This is a genomic window from Neorhizobium sp. DAR64862/K0K3 (genome assembly GCF_050500185.1).
In the GTDB taxonomy this organism is placed as follows: domain Bacteria; phylum Pseudomonadota; class Alphaproteobacteria; order Rhizobiales; family Rhizobiaceae; genus Neorhizobium; species Neorhizobium soli.
In genome coordinates, this window is the sequence record NZ_CP191450.1 from 1399109 (window position 1) to 1416864 (window position 17756).

At 59.5% G+C, this 17756-nt stretch carries 16 protein-coding genes; 11 read left to right on the forward strand and 5 right to left on the reverse strand.

From position 1 onward, the window contains the following. Nucleotides 1-78: 78 nt before the first annotated feature. The gene (locus ACQY1L_RS23270; RefSeq protein ID WP_430262066.1) at nt 79-1479 is read right to left on the reverse strand and encodes a helix-turn-helix domain-containing protein; all 1401 of its coding nucleotides are present in this window, start codon (nt 1477-1479) and stop codon (nt 79-81) included. Between the two features lie 117 nt (nt 1480-1596). On the opposite strand from ACQY1L_RS23270, the gene ACQY1L_RS23275 reads away from it, so the two are divergent. The 5 genes from ACQY1L_RS23275 (at nt 1597) to modC (ending at nt 6229) form a co-directional block, all read left to right on the forward strand. Then, nucleotides 1597-3189 carry an isocitrate lyase gene (locus ACQY1L_RS23275; RefSeq protein WP_430244861.1) on the forward strand — a complete coding sequence of 531 codons (1593 nt, stop codon included), beginning with the start codon at nt 1597-1599 and terminating at the stop codon, nt 3187-3189. A gap of 67 nt (nt 3190-3256) precedes the next feature. Then, the gene (locus ACQY1L_RS23280) at nt 3257-3433 is read left to right on the forward strand and encodes a hypothetical protein (protein ID WP_174197375.1); all 177 of its coding nucleotides are present in this window, start codon (nt 3257-3259) and stop codon (nt 3431-3433) included. Between the two features lie 193 nt (nt 3434-3626). After that, nucleotides 3627-4412, forward strand: coding sequence for a molybdate ABC transporter substrate-binding protein (modA, locus tag ACQY1L_RS23285; protein WP_430244863.1), 786 nt, complete (start codon nt 3627-3629; stop codon nt 4410-4412). Between the two features lie 48 nt (nt 4413-4460). Continuing rightward, nucleotides 4461-5162, forward strand: a complete 702-nt coding sequence (gene modB / locus ACQY1L_RS23290) for a molybdate ABC transporter permease subunit (protein ID WP_430244866.1) — start codon at nt 4461-4463, stop codon at nt 5160-5162. After that, nucleotides 5159-6229 carry a molybdenum ABC transporter ATP-binding protein gene (gene modC, locus ACQY1L_RS23295; RefSeq protein WP_430244868.1) on the forward strand — a complete coding sequence of 357 codons (1071 nt, stop codon included), beginning with the start codon at nt 5159-5161 and terminating at the stop codon, nt 6227-6229. Before modB ends, modC begins: the two co-directional genes overlap by 4 nt. 84 nt (nt 6230-6313) lie before the next feature. On the opposite strand, the gene ACQY1L_RS23300 is transcribed toward modC, so the two are convergent. Continuing rightward, nucleotides 6314-7663, reverse strand: coding sequence for an MFS transporter (locus tag ACQY1L_RS23300; RefSeq protein WP_184656015.1), 1350 nt, complete (start codon nt 7661-7663; stop codon nt 6314-6316). Nucleotides 7664-7967: 304 nt separating this feature from the next. On the opposite strand from ACQY1L_RS23300, the gene cyoA reads away from it, so the two are divergent. The 6 genes from cyoA to ACQY1L_RS23330 all read left to right on the forward strand — a co-directional run bounded on the left by cyoA (nt 7968) and on the right by ACQY1L_RS23330 (nt 14793). Continuing rightward, entirely contained in the window at nt 7968-9089 is a 1122-nt protein-coding gene (gene cyoA / locus ACQY1L_RS23305; protein ID WP_244473942.1) for a ubiquinol oxidase subunit II, read from the forward strand. A gap of 11 nt (nt 9090-9100) precedes the next feature. Continuing rightward, complete coding sequence (cyoB, locus tag ACQY1L_RS23310; protein WP_062454404.1) at nt 9101-11104, forward strand: cytochrome o ubiquinol oxidase subunit I; 2004 nt, start codon at nt 9101-9103, stop codon at nt 11102-11104. A 5-nt stretch (nt 11105-11109) separates the two neighbouring features. Then, nucleotides 11110-11730 carry a cytochrome o ubiquinol oxidase subunit III gene (gene cyoC, locus ACQY1L_RS23315; RefSeq protein WP_062454402.1) on the forward strand — a complete coding sequence of 207 codons (621 nt, stop codon included), beginning with the start codon at nt 11110-11112 and terminating at the stop codon, nt 11728-11730. Next, complete coding sequence (cyoD, locus tag ACQY1L_RS23320) at nt 11727-12128, forward strand: cytochrome o ubiquinol oxidase subunit IV (protein ID WP_062454400.1); 402 nt, start codon at nt 11727-11729, stop codon at nt 12126-12128. Before cyoC ends, cyoD begins: the two co-directional genes overlap by 4 nt. Nucleotides 12129-12213: 85 nt before the next feature. Next, nucleotides 12214-12891 carry an SURF1 family protein gene (locus ACQY1L_RS23325; protein WP_430244873.1) on the forward strand — a complete coding sequence of 226 codons (678 nt, stop codon included), beginning with the start codon at nt 12214-12216 and terminating at the stop codon, nt 12889-12891. Nucleotides 12892-12924: 33 nt separating this feature from the next. Further along, on the forward strand, nt 12925-14793 hold the full coding sequence (locus ACQY1L_RS23330; RefSeq protein ID WP_430244875.1) for an adenine deaminase: 1869 nt from the start codon (nt 12925-12927) through the stop codon (nt 14791-14793). Nucleotides 14794-14800: 7 nt separating this feature from the next. Here the strand turns inward: ACQY1L_RS23330 and ACQY1L_RS23335 are convergent, their stop codons facing one another. Genes ACQY1L_RS23335 through ACQY1L_RS23345 form a run of 3 tightly spaced genes read right to left on the reverse strand, consistent with a single transcriptional unit; the run spans nt 14801 to nt 17690 of the window. Continuing rightward, nucleotides 14801-15835, reverse strand: a complete 1035-nt coding sequence (locus tag ACQY1L_RS23335; RefSeq protein WP_430244877.1) for a trans-3-hydroxy-L-proline dehydratase — start codon at nt 15833-15835, stop codon at nt 14801-14803. Between the two features lie 19 nt (nt 15836-15854). Beyond that, nucleotides 15855-16883: an SAM-dependent methyltransferase gene (locus ACQY1L_RS23340; protein WP_430244879.1), complete on the reverse strand. Its 1029-nt coding sequence runs from the start codon at nt 16881-16883 to the stop codon at nt 15855-15857. A gap of 12 nt (nt 16884-16895) precedes the next feature. Next, a complete protein-coding gene (locus tag ACQY1L_RS23345; protein ID WP_430244881.1) occupies nt 16896-17690 on the reverse strand; it encodes a DUF1295 domain-containing protein in 795 nt (264 codons plus the stop codon). Between the last annotated feature and the right edge of the window lie 66 nt (nt 17691-17756).

Consider the following 17756-nt stretch of genomic DNA (forward strand, 5'->3'; position numbering starts at 1 on the left):
TCACAGCATCCGTTAGTTTGCAAAGCGCCATTACCCTTTTTACTCATGTCGATCGGATCGTAGGCGTCCTCAGTCGGGCTACGCGTCGGAGAACCCAAACGGAGCCTCCGTCCTCCGATAGTTGTCCGGAAGTACCTGCCGTCCAATCGGCGGTTCGGCACGCGAAGTGCATTCTGTGCGCTGACAGAGCTGGCACGCAATGCCGATAGGCGTCGGCTTATGTGTCTGAGGATGCTCGGAGGCGTAGACAAGCCGGTCTGCATATCGAGCCTCACAGACGATCGCGATCGCGCGGTCGACGCTCGGAAGGCCGTGGCTGCCACCGCCCGAGTGCACGGTTCGAGCTATCGAGAAGAACCTTTGGCCATCAGGCAGCTCCATCCATTGTGTCACGACCCGCCTTGGAGAGGTAAACACCTGATGGACCGTCCACAACGGACAGCCGCCGCCGTGTCGTGCAAAGGGAAAGGCGCCGCTGTTCAGTCTCTTGGAGACGTTTCCGGCAACGTCGACCTTTATGAAGAAGAAGGGAACTCTCTCGTGTCCGGGCTTCTGGAGCGTCGTGAGCCGGTGTGCAGTCTGCTCGAAGCTCGTCCCGAAGAAACGGGCTAATGAGTCTATATCGTATCGGCGAGCCTCCACAGCTTTGGCAAAGGCAGCATACGGCATGAGGATTGCCCCCGCGCAATAGGCAGCGATGGCTCGATGAGCAAGCCGCTCCGAATTCTGCGATTCGAAATTGCCTTCGGCAACGGTGCTTGCAATCTCGTTCTCAAACTCAAGGTAGGCGAGCTGCTGCGCCATCTGAAAATTCTGGCTTGAATGATCCAGAGCTTCGTTGAGCAGCAGTTCCTTGCGATGCCAGTCAAGTCGCCGGAGGGATCCTGACATCACCTCTGTGGGAAGCCTTCGGACTTTAAACCCGTGCTCGTTCTGGAGGAAGGCTGGCAAACCGCCGCCTTGACTTATCCGGCCCGCCAGCTTTTCCGACAGCGTGTCCAAAACCGGGAAGAAGTTCTTTCGGGCGGCTAGAAAGCTTCTGACGGCGGCGATGGAATCCCCTTCAAACGGGCGTCCGTCGTTTGTCGTGTGTTGGCGCCGGTCGGCTAAAGCGAACTGCTCCTCTTTGTATGCCGTGTAAAGTCGCAGCAGCGCTTCAGCAAACCCGGGAAAGCTGTGCGCGATATCCGCGATATCGACCGCATTCAAATCGATGTCAGTGAAGATCGCGTCTCGTGCTGCAAGCCGTAACTGCGCGACAAGATCCTGGCCTGAGTCAGCGGTAAATTCGCTAAAATCGATCTTATACGCCTTGGCGAGGCGCAGCAGTATTTCAGCTGTCACCGGGCGCTGATTGCGTTCCATCAGCGCGACATAGGATGGCGAGATGTCGAGGTCACTCGCCATCTCTACCTGCTTCAGGCCCAAGTCCCGGCGAAGTCTTCGCAAGCGCGGCCCAAGGTAAACACGGTTATCCATACAAGCATTACAGCATTACGAAGAACTTCTGTAAAGTTTGACAGCTTGACTTCAGCGTGGCTCGCCATGGCCTTACCGGCTGTTATGCTCCCATGGACAGAAACATTGGAGGGTCTCATGTCGTATCAAAAGCTACTCGAAGAAGCCGAGCACCTGATAGGTGCGAATGAATGCTGGACTGGAATGACACCCGAGGCCGTTGCGAGGATCAGGCTTCAGAACCGGTTCAAGACCGGCCTCGACATCGCCAAATACACCGCCAAGGTCATGCGGCGAGACATGGACGCGTATGATAACGACCCGTCCAAGTACACGCAGTCGCTCGGGTGCTGGCATGGGTTCATCGGTCAGCAGAAGATCATATCGATCAAAAAGCATTTTAAAAGCACGGAGCGGCGCTACCTTTACCTCTCCGGCTGGATGGTCGCCGCGTTACGCTCGGAGTTCGGGCCGCTGCCAGACCAGTCGATGCACGAGAAGACGACCGTACCGGCATTGATCAACGAGCTTTACACGTTCCTGCGGCAAGCCGATGCTCGTGAACTGGGCGACATATTCCGGCAAATCGACAAAGCCCGGGAGGCAGGCGATGCTGTCAAGGAACGGCAGCTCACCTCCGCGATCGATGATTTCCAAACGCACGTCGTCCCGGTCATAGCCGATATTGACGCCGGGTTCGGCAATGCCGAAGCGACCTACCTGCTCGCCAAGAAAATGATCGAGGCAGGGGCCTGCGCTCTTCAGATCGAAAACCAGGTCTCCGACGAGAAGCAGTGTGGCCATCAGGATGGTAAAGTTACCGTCCCTCATGAAGACTTTGTCGCGAAGATCCGTGCGTTGCGCTACGCCTTTCTCGAGATGGGAGTGGACGACGGCGTCATCGTGGCTCGCACGGATTCTTTGGGCGCCGGGCTGACCAAACAGATCGCCTTTTCGGTCTCCGAAGGCGATATCGGCGACCAGTACAATTCGTTTCTGGATTGCGAGGAGGTCGGCGCGGGCCAGCGATTGAACGGTGACGTCCTGCTGACCCGTGGCGACAAGGTTCTGCGTCCGAAGCGCCTCCGCTCGAACCTCTACCAGTTCCGACCCGGCACGGGTGCCGATCGTTGCGTGCTCGATTGCATCAATGCGCTTCAGAACGGCGCGGACCTTCTCTGGATCGAGACCGAGAAACCGCACATCGAGCAGATCGCCGGGATGGTCGACCGCATTCGCGATGTCGTTCCGAACGCGAAGCTCATCTATAACAACTCGCCTTCCTTCAACTGGACGCTGAACTTCCGGCAACAGGTCTTTGACGTGTGGGTCGAGCAGGGCAGGGACGTTTCGGCGTATGACCGTGCGAAGCTCATGAGCGTCGACTACGACGGTACGGAACTCGGCAAAGAAGCTGATGAGCGCATCCGGACATTTCAGCGTGACGCAGCAAAGCGAGCAGGCATCTTCCATCATCTGATCACCCTGCCGACCTACCACACGGCCGCTCTTTCGACCGACAATCTTGCGAAGGAGTACTTCGGCGATCAGGGAATGCTTGGCTACGTCGCCGGCGTTCAGCGGCAGGAAATTCGCCAGGGGATCGCAGCGGTGAAGCACCAGAATATGGCCGGTTCGGATCTGGGCGACGATCACAAGGAATATTTTGGTGGCGATGCGGCGCTGAAGGCGGCTGGAGAGCACAATACGATGAACCAGTTTGCAGCTTGAGCTGCAGGATCATACGCCTCGAAGGAGCGATGCTCCTTCGAGGTACACTTTCAACGGAGGAGCTGAAATGTCGACAAATACTGAGACCAAGACGTCACAACCCGAACGATCGAGAGCCGTCTTCTCAAACCAGGACTTCGAACTCATCCGGGTCGCGATCAGTCACTATTTGCAGGAAATCAAGGAGCAGCCGGAGGCGGTAAAATACTCGAACCTGTACCACCGGCTCGGTCGCGTTGTTTGAACCCGCAAAGCAGCACCGGTGATAGAGACTATCGGTGCTGCGCTCGATGCTGGTGCTTGGGGCCGATTGCTGTGGAGGAGCGTTCTGGATCGGCTTACCCGGCGAGATATTTCGCCGAATATATCCCTTGGCAAAAATTCCCCGTGCGATATATCGAGATGGATATCTTGCTTATGCCTCGGAGCGCGATTGGATGAATGGTAAGACACGACGTTCCTGTGTTTTTCAAGGGTTGCTGACCGTCCTCGCAGTCTCCCTGTCTCTCGCCTTGCTGGCTGCTCCGGCCGCGGCGGATGAGAAGGTGACGGTGTTTGCTGCAGCCAGCATGAAGAATGCGCTCGACGCTGCCAACAAGGCCTATGGCAAGCCGGTGACCGCCTCCTATGCGGCAAGCTCGGCGCTCGCCAAGCAGATCGAAAGCGGTGCGCCGGCAGACGTGTTCGTCTCCGCGGATCTCGACTGGATGAACTATCTGTCCGGCAAGGCTCTGGTGAAGGAAGACACAAAGTCCAACTGGCTCGGAAATCAAATCGTGCTGGTCGCGCCCAAAGAGAATGCCGCACCGGTCGATATCATCAGGGGTCTCGACCTTGCCCGGCTTCTGAACGGCGGCAAGCTTGCCATGGGTGAGCCGAATTCGGTTCCTGCGGGCAAATACGCAAAGTCGGCGCTGGAAAAACTCGGCATCTGGTCGTCGGTCGAAAAAAGCGTCGCCGGTGCCGAAAGTGTGAGGGCAGCCCTCGCGCTCGTGTCGCGTGGAGAAGTGCCTTACGGCATCGTCTATGCAACCGATGCCGCTGCCGATCCGGGTGTCGCGGTGGTCGGAACCTTCCCTGCGGACAGCCACGCGCCGATTATCTACCCGATTGCGATTCTCTCGGATTCAAAATCGCCGGATGCCGCGGGTTATCTCGATTACCTGAAGTCCGCCAAAGCCGCACCTTTCTTCGAAAAGGAAGGCTTTACGGTTCTGAAGTAAGCCAGTTTGACTTGGCCCCCCTGGGCTGATGTCTGAAGGGAAGCGGCGTTGGACTGGTTGGTACTCAGCGAGGAGGAATGGACGGCGGTGCGCCTGAGCCTTCGGGTCTCAAGCGTGGCAGTTCTTGTCAGCCTTCCGCTCGGCATTCTTGTCGCCTATATCCTGGCGCGCGGAAAATTCTGGGGCAAATCGATTCTCAACGGCATCGTGCTTTTGCCGCTGATCCTGCCGCCTGTTGTGACCGGGTTCCTGTTGCTCATCGTCTTCGGCAGACGTGGCGTGGTGGGCTCGTTCCTCGCGGATTATCTCGGCATCGTCCTCTCCTTTCGCTGGACGGGTGCCGCCCTTGCCTGCGGGGTGATGGGATTTCCCCTGATGGTCCGCTCGATCCGGCTGTCGATCGAGACTGTCGATCGGAAGCTGGAGGAGGCGGCCGGCACGCTTGGCGCCAGTCCTCTCTGGGTCTTCCTCACCGTTACCCTGCCGCTCATTCTTCCCGGCATTATCGCCGGCATGATCCTCGCATTCGCAAAGGCCATGGGTGAATTCGGTGCGACGATCACATTCGTGTCCAATATCCCCGGCGAAACGCAGACGCTGTCGGCAGCGATCTACACGTTCACGCAGGTTCCCGGCGGTGATGTCGGCGCCATGCGTCTTACTATCGTGGCGATCGCGATCTCGTTTGCGGCGCTGCTCGCGTCCGAATTCATGGCCTATCTGGTCGGACGCAAGGTGGCGGTCGAATGACGATGATCGTGGACGTGCGGCAGTCGTTCAAGAGCTTCGTGCTCGACGCATCCTTCACCTCGACAGGCGGCGTGACGGCGCTGTTCGGCCGCTCGGGATCCGGAAAGACATCGCTGGTGCGCGCCATTGCCGGCCTCTCCAAACCGCAGCGCGGACGGATCGAGATTGACGGCGATGTCTTGCTGGATACCGACCGTGGCATCTTCGTGCCAATGCACAGGCGTCGCTTCGGATATGTCTTCCAGGAAGCACGGCTCTTCCCGCATCTAAGCGTCCGTCAGAATCTTCTTTACGGAAAATGGTTCGCGCCCAAGTCAGGGCAGGTCGAGAATATCTCGCATGTTGTCGAACTGCTCGGCATCGGTCCGCTCCTCGACCGCCGGCCGGGCAACCTTTCCGGTGGCGAAAAGCAGCGCGTGGCGATCGGCCGAGCGCTTTTGTCGTCACCCAGACTGCTCCTGATGGACGAACCACTCGCAGCGCTCGACGACGAGCGAAAGGCCGAAATCCTGCCCTATCTGGAGCGGATGCGCGATGAGACCGCGATGCCCATCGTCTATGTCAGCCATTCGGTCGCGGAAGTGGCGAGGCTCTCGGACCGCGTCGTGATGATGAGCGACGGTCGGGTGGAGATATCAGGCACACCGTCGGACGTGCTGTCCGGCAGCCAAGTGCTGGCCACAGAGCGCCGCGAAGCCGGCGTGGTGCTTTCCGGAACCGTCGAAGCGATCGATTCGGCGCATGGCTTGGCGACTGTGCGGCTTTCGTCCGAAGTTCTCGTCGTTTCGAACGCGCGGGCGCAGGTTGGACAGAGCGTCAGGCTCCATGTGCCGGAGCGAGATGTGATGCTCGCCACCAGGAAGCCCGAAGGGCTGAGCGCCCTCAACATTCTGGAAGGGCAGATCGCCCAGATGGATGCCGAAGGGGAGGGCATGGTGCGCGTCAAGATCCGGTGTGGCGAAGACGTGGTGCTTGCCCGGATCACCGGCCTGTCGGTTGAGCGTCTTGCACTTCAAACCGGACTGCCCGTCTATGCGGTGATCAAGACCGTCGCCCTGGCACGGTAATTAGCCGTGTACGCCGTGCCCGAAATAAAAAGGGCCAGCGCTGGCTGACCCTTTTCGTCTGTCTATAGGCTTAAACCCGTTCGATCAGGTCGTGACGCCCTGCGGGCTGTCGGCCGACCTGTCAGGTGCACGGCTGAGCATCAGGGCGACGATCGTGCAGATGGCACCCGAAATCAGGTATCCGCCGATGAAGATGATGCCGAACTGGCTCGCGAGACCGAGCGCGGTCAGTGGCGCAAAACCTGCGCCGACCAACCATGCGAGGTCGGACGTCAGGGCCGAACCGGTGTAACGGTAAGGCTGGCTGAAGCGCGACGAAACCGAACCGGAGGCCTGACCAAAGGAAAGGCCGAGGATGGCAAAGCCGATGATGATAAACGCATCCTGGCCGGTACCGCCCGCATTCAGCAGGAACGGGGCCGTAAAGCTGAAGATGGCGATGATCACCGCACCAATGATCAACTGGCGGCGACGACCGATCCTGTCTGCAAGAAGACCGGAGATCACGACCGTCACGAGTCCGAGCAAAGCACCGATGACCTGGACGAACAGGAATTTCCCGGCGCTCTGGCCACCGAAAAGTGTCACCCAGCTCAGCGGGAAGATCGTTACAAGGTGGAACATCGCGAAGCTTGCAAGCGGGGCAAAGGCGCCGAGAACGACGTCGCCCCCGTGAACGCGCAGCACTTCCAGAACCGGCTTTGCCTGCAATTCGTGCGCTTCGAGCGCATCGCCGAACTCTTTCGATGCAACAATGCGCAGACGAGCAAACAGGGCCACAACGTTGATGGCAAACGCGACGAAGAACGGATAGCGCCAGCCCCAGCTCAGGAAGTCGGCGTCGGAGAGATTGAAGACGAAATAGCCGAACAGGACGCTCGCGAGCGCAAACCCGAATGGCGCGCCGAGCTGCGGGATCATCGCGTAAAGGCCGCGGCGGTTCGGGGGTGCATTCAGTGCCAGCAGCGATGCAAGACCGTCCCAGGCTCCACCCAGCGCAAAACCCTGGCCGAGACGGAACAGCGCCAGCAGAGCCGGCGACCAGTATCCGATCGTCTCATAGCCGGGCAGGAAGGCGATCGAGGCCGTCGAGCCACCGAGCACGAGAAGGGCAATCGTCAGCTTCGTGCCGCGTCCATAGGTACGGTCGACCCACATGAAGACCACCGAGCCAACAGGACGCGCGATGAACGCGAGCGAGAAGATCGCAAACGAGTAAAGTGTGGCGGTGACCGGGTCTCCGGCAAACGGAAAGACCACGCGAGGGAAAACCAGGACCGAGGCGAGGCCGTACACGAAGAAGTCGAAAAATTCCGACATTCTGCCGATGACGACCCCGATAGCAATATTGCTCGGTTCGACCGGCTTGTCGTCGTGGATCTGCCGGGCATCCCGTTCCATCTCTGTGGATGTAGGATTGGCAAGTTGGCTCATGAATGTGTTCTCCTGCACGTCTGTTTCCACATGAGAATGTCGGGCGTACCAGCTGTCAATCAAGACGTCGCGCAAAAAGCATATTTTGGGCGGATTTTGGTGTTTTCTGAGGCACCCATGGCAACAGATGGACATTGAGGCGGAGTTGATGTTTTTGCAACGACCATCATCAATCCACACACCCCGCTTGCATTGCAGCGCGAAAAAGTTATTGCACTGCGACGAAACACCTCATGGAGATCAGTTGCTTGCTCCGTTAGGCCGACTGGACACATCGAAAGTTTCGAGCAGACCAATGTTCCCAATGTTGAAACGTCTCATCCAAATCGCTTTGCTGCCGCTTTTGGCCACCCTTTCGGGCTGCAATCTCGTCGTGATGTCGCCATCAGGCGATATCGCCAGGCAGCAGGCAGATCTGATTATCGTCTCGACCGTTCTGATGCTGCTGATCATCGTGCCGGTCGTGTTTCTCACGCTCTACTTCGCCTGGCACTATCGTCATGCGAACACCACAGCAAAATACGATCCGGAATGGCATCACTCGACACGGCTCGAAGTGGTTATCTGGGCCGCGCCGCTGGCGATCATTGTCGCGCTCGGTGCGATCACCTGGATCAGCACCCACCGTCTCGACCCGTATCGTCCTCTCGACCGCCTCGATGCGGAACGTCCGGTTCCCGCCGAAACGCGGCCTCTGACGGTTCAGGTCGTGGCGCTCGACTGGAAGTGGCTGTTCTTCTATCCGGAATACGGCATCGCCACGGTCAACGAAATGGCCGCACCGGTCGATCGCCCGATCACGTTCGAGATCACCTCGAGCTCGGTGATGAACTCGTTCTACATTCCGGCGCTCGCCGGCCAGATCTACGCGATGCCGGGGATGCAGACCAAACTGCACGCCGTCATCAACAAGGAAGGCGAGTTCGAGGGACTTTCGGCAAACTACAGCGGTGCCGGGTTCTCGCACATGCGCTTCAAGTTCCACGGCTACACGGCCGAAGGCTTCGACGGCTGGATCGCAAAGGTCAAGCAGCAGGGTACCGCACTCAACCGCGATGCCTATCTGAAGCTTGAGAAGCCGTCCGAGCGCGAGCCGATCCGCTATTTTGCGGCGGCCGACAAGGATCTCTACAGCGCGATCCTCAACATGTGTGCCGAACCGGGCAAGATGTGCATGAACGAAATGATGCATATCGACATGATGGGTGGTGCCGGCACTGAGAGCCACGAGAACCGCGCGAAACTTCAGTATGACAATCGTCGTATCGGAGATGCGGAAGGTACAAACGCCGCGACTTTCCCCGCGACTGGCACACCTGCCAAGAGCGATGAACAGCCGCACAATGAGCAAGGTCACGGCAACCACTCGATGCCGGACACGAACAATGGCGACGCCGATCCGGCGCCTGCGCAGATCAACAATTAACGGGTTGTCCCATGTTTTCCAATCCTGACATCCTGAAGTTTATCTTCGGAAGGTTGTCCTTCGAATCACTGCCGTTTCACGAACCGATCCTGATCGTGACGTTTGCGGCCGTGTGTCTGGGCGGCATCGGCGTGGTGGGTCTCATGACCTACTTCAAGCTCTGGGGGCCATTCTGGCGCGACTGGGTTTGCAGTGTCGATCACAAGAAAATCGGCATCATGTACATCGTGCTGGCCATCATCATGCTGTTCCGCGGCTTTGCCGACGCCATCATGATGCGCGTACAGCAGGCCATCGCCTTCAACGGCAACGAGGGTTACCTCAACTCTCACCACTACGACCAGATCTTCACCGCCCATGGCGTGATCATGATCTTCTTCGTGGCGATGCCCTTCGTTACCGGTTTCATGAACTATATCGTGCCGCTGCAGATCGGCGCGCGTGACGTCTCGTTCCCGTTCCTGAACAACTTCTCGTTCTGGATGACGACGGCCGGTGCGATCATCATCATGATCTCGCTGTTCATCGGCGAGTTCGCACGTACCGGCTGGCTGGCCTATCCGCCACTGTCGGGCGCCGATTACAGCCCGGGCGTCGGGGTCGATTATTACATCTGGGGTCTGCAGGTGGCCGGTGTCGGCACGACGTTATCGGGTATCAACCTGATCGCGACAATCGTGAAGATGCGTGCTCCCGGCATGTCCTTCATGAAGATGCCGATCTTCACCTGGACGGCACTCTGCACCAACATCCTGATCGTTGCCTCGTTCCCTATCCTGACCGCAACCCTCGTGCTGCTGTCGCTTGACCGTTACGTCGGCACCAACTTCTTCACGAACGACCTCGGCGGTAATCCGATGATGTACGTGAACCTGATCTGGATCTGGGGTCACCCGGAAGTCTACATCCTGATCCTTCCGGTCTTCGGGATCTTCTCGGAAATCGTTGCGACCTTCTCCGGCAAGCGCCTGTTCGGCTATGCCTCGATGGTCTACGCGACCTGCGTGATCATGATCCTGTCCTACCTCGTGTGGCTGCACCACTTCTTCACGATGGGTTCGGGTGCTTCGGTCAACGCCTTCTTCGGCATCACCACGATGATCATCTCGATCCCGACGGGCGCGAAGATGTTCAACTGGCTGTTCACGATGTATCGCGGTCGTATTCGCTACGACGTCCCGATGCTCTGGACGGTCGGCTTCATGGTGACCTTCGCCATCGGTGGTATGACCGGCGTCATGCTGGCTGTTCCGCCTGCCGACTTCGTGCTCCACAACTCGCTGTTCCTGATCGCCCACTTCCACAACGTCATCATCGGCGGCGTGCTGTTCGGCCTTCTCGCAGGCGTCAACTACTGGTTCCCGAAGGCGTTCGGCTTCAAGCTGAACCAATTCTGGGGCAAGGTATCGTTCTGGTTCTGGTTTGTCGGCTTCTACTTCGCCTTCATGCCGCTCTACGTTCTTGGCCTGATGGGCGTCACCCGCCGCGTATCGCAGTTCGAAGATCCGTCGCTGCAGATCTGGTTCATCATCGCAGCATGCGGTGCAGGTATGATTGCCATCGGTATCGCCTCATTCATCATCCAGATCGGCGTCAGCGTCTGGAAGCGTGATGAACTGAGGGACGAAACGGGCGACCCATGGCACGGCCGTACTCTGGAATGGTCGACGTCGTCGCCGCCACCGGACTACAACTTCGCCTTCACTCCGGTGGTCCACGATCACGACAGCTGGTACGACATGAAGAACCGCGGTTATGCGCGTCCTCTTCAGGGTTTCAAGCCGATCCACATGCCGAAGAACACCGGCACCGGCGCGATCCTCTCCGGCATCAGCGTGGCACTCGCCTTCGGCCTGATCTGGTACATGTGGTGGCTTGCTGCCCTGTCCTTCATCGCCATCATCGTTGTGTCGATCGTCCATACGTTCAACTACAACCGCGACTACTACATTCCGGCGGACGACGTTGTCGCGGAAGAGAACAAGCGGACCGAACTGCTCGCTAGGCAGGTGTGATAACCATGAGTGCTTCTAAAACAGAGACGGCGGAAAACCCGCAATTCTACCTGGAAGAAGATCATCATCCGGAGAACAGCACCAATCTTGGGTTCTGGCTCTACCTGATGAGCGACTGCCTGATCTTCGCGATCCTGTTCGCCACCTACGCTGTCGTCGGCCGCAATTATGCGGCCGGCCCATCGCCGGCGGATCTGTTCGACCTGCCGCTCGTCGCGCTCAACACCGCGATGCTGCTGTTCTCGTCGATCACCTACGGGTTCGCGATGCTTCAGATGGAGCGTGGCGCCAAGGCGGAGACACTGTTCTGGCTGGGCGTGACCGGCGTGTTCGGTCTCGCCTTCCTGGGCATCGAGCTCTACGAATTCAGCCATCTCCTGCACGAAGGTGCCGGCCCGCAGCGCTCTGCGTTCCTGTCGGCGTTCTTCACGCTGGTCGGAACCCACGGTCTGCACGTTACCTTCGGTATCATCTGGTTGGTCACGCTGATGGTGCAGGTTTCCAAGCATGGCCTGATCCCGGAAAACCGCCGTCGCCTGATGTGCCTGTCGATGTTCTGGCACTTCCTCGACGTCATCTGGATCGGCGTCTTCTCCGTCGTTTACCTCATGGGAGTCCTCGGATGACCGACAAAGCACCCGCGCACGAAGATGCGCACGCCGCGCATCACGCCCATAGCCACGGGCACGAGGCGAGCCACGGTTCGCTGAAAAGCTATACGACCGGCTTCATCCTGTCGGTGATCCTGACGGCGATACCGTTCTGGCTTGTGATGGGAGATGTCTTCGACAACAAGGCTGTCACCGGCGCTCTGGTGATGATCTTCGGCGTCATCCAGATCGTCGTGCACATGATCTACTTCCTGCACATGAACACCAAGTCCGAAGGCGGCTGGACGGCGATGGCACTGATCTTCACGATCGTCATCGTGGTCATCGCTCTCTCCGGCTCGCTCTGGGTCATGCACCATCTCAATGCAAACATGATGGTCATGTCGCCGGAGATGATGAAGAACATGCCTTGAGGCGGTCATGAGACCGGTTGAGACAGACACCAATCAAAGTGGCGCGGGTCATTCCGCGCCACTTTCCCGTTCTCGATCCCATATCATGCGGGCGTTTCTGGTCTTTGCGGCGCTGATTTTCGTGGCGCTCGGGTCCTGGCAGGTGCAGCGCCTGTTCTGGAAGCTTGATCTCATCGCAAGGGTCGATGCCCGTGTGCATGCGACGCCGGTGGCACCTCCGGCAGCCGGCCAGTCACCTGACGATATCGAATATTTCCACGTCGCCATCTCCGGGTCCTTCGATCACACGAAGGAAGCGCTGGTTCAGGCCGTGACGAAGCTCGGGCCCGGATACTGGGTCGTGACGCCTCTGAAGCTTGAAGACGGCAGGACGATCCTGATCAATCGCGGCTTCGTGCCCCCTGACCGCAGGGATCCCTCAACCCGGGTTGAAAGCCAGACCGTCGGCGAAGCCGCCGTGACAGGTCTTGTCCGCCTCTCCGAACCCGGCGGCGGCTTCCTGCGGGAGAACGATCCGGGCAACGAGCGTTGGTATTCGCGCGATGTCGCAGCGATCAGCGCGTCGCGTGGTCTTCAGGGCGTCATGCCCTATTTCATCGATGCGGACGCAACGTCGAACCCGGGTGGCTATCCGGTCGGCGGCCTGACCGTCATCCAATTTCCCAACAGTCATCTGAGTTACGCACTGACCTGGTTTGCGCTCGCAATCATGTCTCTCGGTGCTGCGATCTTCTTCGGACGCTTGCAGCGCGCGGCCGGTTGATCCGCAACGATTTCATCTTGAGGAGAACGCGCCTTGGATACTCCCGCCATCAACGATATTGGCCTCGATTCTGATGTCGAGATCGCGGTTCGCCAGGAATTGACGCTCGTCGCACTTGGCAAGTTGCCAGCCGATACGGCGCTCCGGGTAGGCCGGCTGCTCGATGTCAGCACGCGGACATGGCGCACGAATCAGGAAATCATCATCAAGGGCCGCCGCATTGCCTATGTCGGCGATGCGGGATCCTATCCGGGCACCGTCGCTCACCGGGTGCATGAACCCGATCTGGCTGCCATTCCAGGGCTTGGAGAGGTGCACAAGCATATCGAAAGCTCGCATTTGACACCGGAATGGGAAGCAGCACTCGTTCTTCCCCGCGGCAATACCTGGACCTGTGAGGCAAGCCATGAGTTTTCGAACGTCAACGGCGCAAAGACGCTCGAATTCTGGCTGAAGGCCCGCGCCGCCGGCTCGCCGCTCAAGATCTTCCCGCTGCCCGGATCGGCCGTGCCGCCCACCGGTTATGAGCATGGCGGCGGGTATCTCGGTTATGACGAGCAAAAGCAGTTCATGTCCGAAAGCCTGATGGTTGCGGGCCTCGACGAGGTGATGGACTGGCCGGGCGTGTGGGACAGAACCAGCCCTTCCTACGACCGCCTTTGGGGCATGATCCGAGCAACGTTCGAGAAGCGCGGAGTCGTTGAAGGTCACGCGGCGGGCATTCGCGACATCCCAACGATCAACGCTTTCGCCGCGGCCGGTCTGGCATCGGATCACGAAGCCTGGACGGTCGAGGAGTTCTGGGACAAGCTGACCCGCGGCCTGTTCATGGAACTGCGCCCGCACAGTTTGCCGGAGGTTATCGCCGGTCTCCTCGAGAAGGGCCTCGCCGACTGGTCGCAGATCGCGCTGACGACCGACGATCGCAGCGCCTCCGATACTCTGAAACTCGGCGCCACCGATTACAACGTTCGCCTCGCCATCGAGGCAGGCCTTGCGCCCGAGATCGCCATACAGTGCGTGACCATCAATCCGGCCCGTCACATGCGCCTGACGCCCTGGGTGGGCACGATCGCGCCGGGACGTTATGCCGATATCGTGCTTCTGTCCGACGTCGAAAAGTTCCAGATCGCCAAGGTCTGGGCCGATGGCATCCAGGTTTCCGATGGCAAGCGCTATCTGCCCGAGGTGCCCAAAATCGACTGGCCGGACTGGGCGACGAAGACAATCAATATCGGCCGCGTGCTGAAAGCTGCGGATTTCGCAATCGCCGCTCACCCCGGACGCGAGACAATGACGGCTGCGGTGTTGCGGCCGTTCCACTGGACCGATGATTTCCTGACCTTCGACCTTCCCGTCGAAGATGGGTTCGTCCAGCGCGATGCCGATCGCAACATCACCAAGTTCTCGATCATCGACCGGTTCTCGGGCAAGGGAGCGGTGTCGAAAATGTTCTGGCTTGGCTGCGGGCCGCGGACGCCGGATACGGCGCTTGCCTGCTCCATGGCGCATGACAAGCACAATATCTGGTGCGTCGGCTCATCGGACGAAGCGATGGCCGCAGCTGTCAACGCCGTCGCTGCCAATGATGGTGGCTGGGCATTGGTTCGCGATGGAAAGGTCGTCGCGCGGGTTCGCTACGAGGTGGCGGGGCTGATGAGCTGCCGGTCGGCGGACGCTCTGCATGAGGAGATGCAAGTGCTCTATGCCGAGGGCGAAAAGGTCGAGTGGATGTTCGAGCCGAGTTTTCATCCGCGCTGGTCCGCAGGTTTCCCGGAGCGTCTCGCCTTTGCGACGCTCACCTGCGCGCCCTGGCGCTGGGTTCTGGTCGCCCCGAGCGATTACGCGCCGGAGGGGCTCGTCAACGTCCAGACCGGCAAAACCCATCCGGTCGTATTTTGACGCCGCTTCACCTTCCGAGCTTCGGCCAGGTATCCGAAAGACGGTAACCGCCCGGCCAAGGGTCCGACGGATCCAGCATCGATTGATGCGTTCCGGTAATCCAGGCGCGGCCGGAGATCAGCGGATAGATTGCCTCGCGATCGCCGAGAAGCGTCGTCGAGTCAATACGGCAGTGGAATTCCGAACCGATGATCGAGCGTCCGATATAGGTGTCGCCGATTGCCATCTCGCCACGCGCAAGGAGAACCGCCATGCGCGCCGAGCAGCCCGTGCCGGTGGGAGACCTGTCGATCTTGCCCGGCTGGATGACGACGGCGTTTGCGCCGCTCAGCACGTCGTTTTCCCGGGTAAGGGGAGCGGCGATCTGGCAGAAGGAAATGTGGTCCCAGCCGGCATTGTCCGGATGGGTAAAGCCGATCTGCTCGTTGGCAGCCGCGGTAATCTTCACGCCCGCTTCTGCAATTTCGCGTGCCTCGTCGGGTTTCACCTCGAACCCCAGTGAAGCCGCATCGACGATGACGAAACTGTCTCCGCCATAGGCTGTGTCAACCGTCAGTGTTCCGAAGCCGCCCACTTCCAGCGACACTGCGAGCTTGTCTGCAAAGGATGGCACGTTGCGCACCGTAATCCGTTCGGCCTTGCCGTCGCGGCATTCCGCGGTGACCTCGACCAGGCCGCCTGGCGCTTCGAGCGTCATGCGTGTCACCGGCTCGGTCATGGGAATGATGCCGGTGTCGAGCAGTACGGTCGCAACACAGATGGAGTTGGAGCCGGACATCGGTGGCGTGTCGGCGGGCTCCATGATGATCCAGCCCATCTGGGCGCGCGGATCCTTCGGCGGCACCAGCAGATTGACATGCCGGAAGACACCGCCACGGGGCTCGTTCAGCACGAAGTTGCGCAGCGTTTCGTCACGGGCGATGAAGCGGGACTGGTCCCAGAGTGTATCGCCCGGCGGCGGGAGTACACCGCCGACGATGACGTCCCCGACTTCGCCCTCCGCATGGCAGCTGACGATGTGGATGACCTTTGATGTGCGCAACGCGACCCCCCGGCAGATGTTACCGCTTGGGTGTCATCAGGTAATGCCCGACGCCCCAGACCTCTCCCTTGTCATGGCCGAACAATCCGGCAGTGGCAAGAAAGAACAGACGCCAGCGGCGCTGCCAGAGGCAGGCGTCCTTGCCGTAGACATCCTTCAGGATCGGCTGGATTTGCCCGATCTCGCGATCGAAATTTTCAAGCCAGTGCATCGCGGTGCGGCGATAGTTGAGACCCGACCAGCGCCAGTCTTGTTCGACGGTGAAAATATCATCGAAACGCCGCGGCAGGTCGTGCGCGGGCATGATGCCGCCGGTGAAGAAATGGTGGGCAATCCAGTCCGCTGGGTTGTCGTGCTCGAACCGGTAGGACCGATCCTTGTGGGCGAACACGTGCAGGAACAGCTTTCCGTCGGGCTTCAGCCAGCCTCTTGTGCGCTCCATAAGGCCTCGCCAGTTCGACATGTGTTCGAACATTTCCACCGAAACGACCCGGTCGTAGGTCTCATCCGTCGAAAAGTCGTTCATGTCGGCGGTGATGACGGTGAGGTTGTCGAGCTTCAGCCGCTCGATTTCGCTGAGGATGTGTTGACGCTGCGGGGCCGAGTTGGAGACGGAGGTGATTCGGGCATTGGGAAAATGCTGGGCCATGTAGAGCGACAACGAACCCCAGCCGCAGCCGAGCTCGAGAATGTCCATTCCATCACTCAGTTCCGCGTGACGCACGGTCTCGGCCAGCGCGTAGGATTCCGCTTCCGCAAGCGTGGTATCGTCAGCCAGATACAATGCGCAGGAGTATTTCCGCTGTGGACCGAGAGCGAGGCTGAAGAACTCTGGCGGCAGTTCGTAATGCTGGCGGTTGGCATCATCCGTATGGGTGGCGATCGGAAAGTCGGCCATCGACCTTGCGAACGCGTCCTCGGCGGTTGCCGGCGTGGAGGCCAGCTTTCGCTTGGTGCGACCGCATAGAAAGTCGATCCCGGCAAGCGTCACGCCATCGCTTAAGGGTGCTCGTTCAGCCGTATTGATGGCAAAGGCCAGCATGTTCATCGTGGCGTTCCCTTATTGTGTTGAGAGTTTGGATCGACGCGGACCGGGGAAAAATGCGTTGACGCGTGCCTGGACAGCACGGAACTGGTCACCCCGGGATTTCAGCATGTGTTCCTCAAGCGGCGGAATGCCGGAGACGTGCACCAGCAGCCAGTACATCATCACCGGTGCGAGAAGCGCGATCGCGGCAAAGCCCAGCGCCGGAAGCGCCATCAGCGGCCAGCTGCACCAGAACAGCCACTCAAAGAAATAGTTAGGGTGGCGGGAATAGGCCCACAGCCCCTTCTGGCAGATTTCCCGCTTGGCTTCCGGCGTCTTGCGGAATCTCGAGAGCTGAACGTCGGCTACCATCTCGCCGATAACGGCAATCGCTGCCACGGCAAGCGCGAGAAGATCGCCCACCTGCGGGTATTCTGCCGGGTTCGAAGCGGCGCAGTAGACTGCAAGCACAAGAATGAAGGCAGCGACCGCCTGGATCTGGAGAAAATAGAACAGGCGGAAGGAAGCGCGATCGCCCCATTCCTTGATAAGCTTTTCGTAGCGGGGATCCTCGCCACCGAGCCGCGTGCGGGCGCCAATATGGAAGGCAAGCCTCAGCGACCAGGCCGCAACGATGACGATTGCCGTCACGCGGCGCTCGACGGGACCGGCCGCCAGATAGGCTGCAGCCACGCCGCCGACGCCGACCGCCAGCGACCAGATCGTGTCTATCCAGCCGCTCGCACCCGTCGCGCGTTGTACGGCCCAGGAGACCGCCATGGCCAGCGACAGGCCTATCGCCAGAAAAATGAGGTGAATGTAATCCATTGGTCTCCTCGAACGTAGAAAGCCCGACACGTTCTTTGTGTCCCTCTACGGCTGACATAGCCAATC

What these genes read in the sequence shown, in the direction of transcription:
- ACQY1L_RS23270 (WP_430262066.1), bottom strand. Translation starts at nt 1,479, where the DNA reads ATGGATAACCGTGTTTACCTTGGGCCGCGCTTGCGAAGACTTCGCCGG.
- ACQY1L_RS23275 (WP_430244861.1), top strand. Translation starts at nt 1,597, where the DNA reads ATGTCGTATCAAAAGCTACTCGAAGAAGCCGAGCACCTGATAGGTGCG.
- ACQY1L_RS23280 (WP_174197375.1), top strand. Translation starts at nt 3,257, where the DNA reads ATGTCGACAAATACTGAGACCAAGACGTCACAACCCGAACGATCGAGA.
- modA (WP_430244863.1), top strand. Translation starts at nt 3,627, where the DNA reads ATGAATGGTAAGACACGACGTTCCTGTGTTTTTCAAGGGTTGCTGACC.
- modC (WP_430244868.1), top strand. Translation starts at nt 5,159, where the DNA reads ATGACGATGATCGTGGACGTGCGGCAGTCGTTCAAGAGCTTCGTGCTC.
- ACQY1L_RS23300 (WP_184656015.1), bottom strand. Translation starts at nt 7,663, where the DNA reads ATGAGCCAACTTGCCAATCCTACATCCACAGAGATGGAACGGGATGCC.
- cyoA (WP_244473942.1), top strand. Translation starts at nt 7,968, where the DNA reads ATGTTGAAACGTCTCATCCAAATCGCTTTGCTGCCGCTTTTGGCCACC.
- cyoB (WP_062454404.1), top strand. Translation starts at nt 9,101, where the DNA reads ATGTTTTCCAATCCTGACATCCTGAAGTTTATCTTCGGAAGGTTGTCC.
- cyoC (WP_062454402.1), top strand. Translation starts at nt 11,110, where the DNA reads ATGAGTGCTTCTAAAACAGAGACGGCGGAAAACCCGCAATTCTACCTG.
- cyoD (WP_062454400.1), top strand. Translation starts at nt 11,727, where the DNA reads ATGACCGACAAAGCACCCGCGCACGAAGATGCGCACGCCGCGCATCAC.
- ACQY1L_RS23325 (WP_430244873.1), top strand. Translation starts at nt 12,214, where the DNA reads ATGCGGGCGTTTCTGGTCTTTGCGGCGCTGATTTTCGTGGCGCTCGGG.
- ACQY1L_RS23340 (WP_430244879.1), bottom strand. Translation starts at nt 16,883, where the DNA reads ATGAACATGCTGGCCTTTGCCATCAATACGGCTGAACGAGCACCCTTA.
- ACQY1L_RS23345 (WP_430244881.1), bottom strand. Translation starts at nt 17,690, where the DNA reads ATGGATTACATTCACCTCATTTTTCTGGCGATAGGCCTGTCGCTGGCC.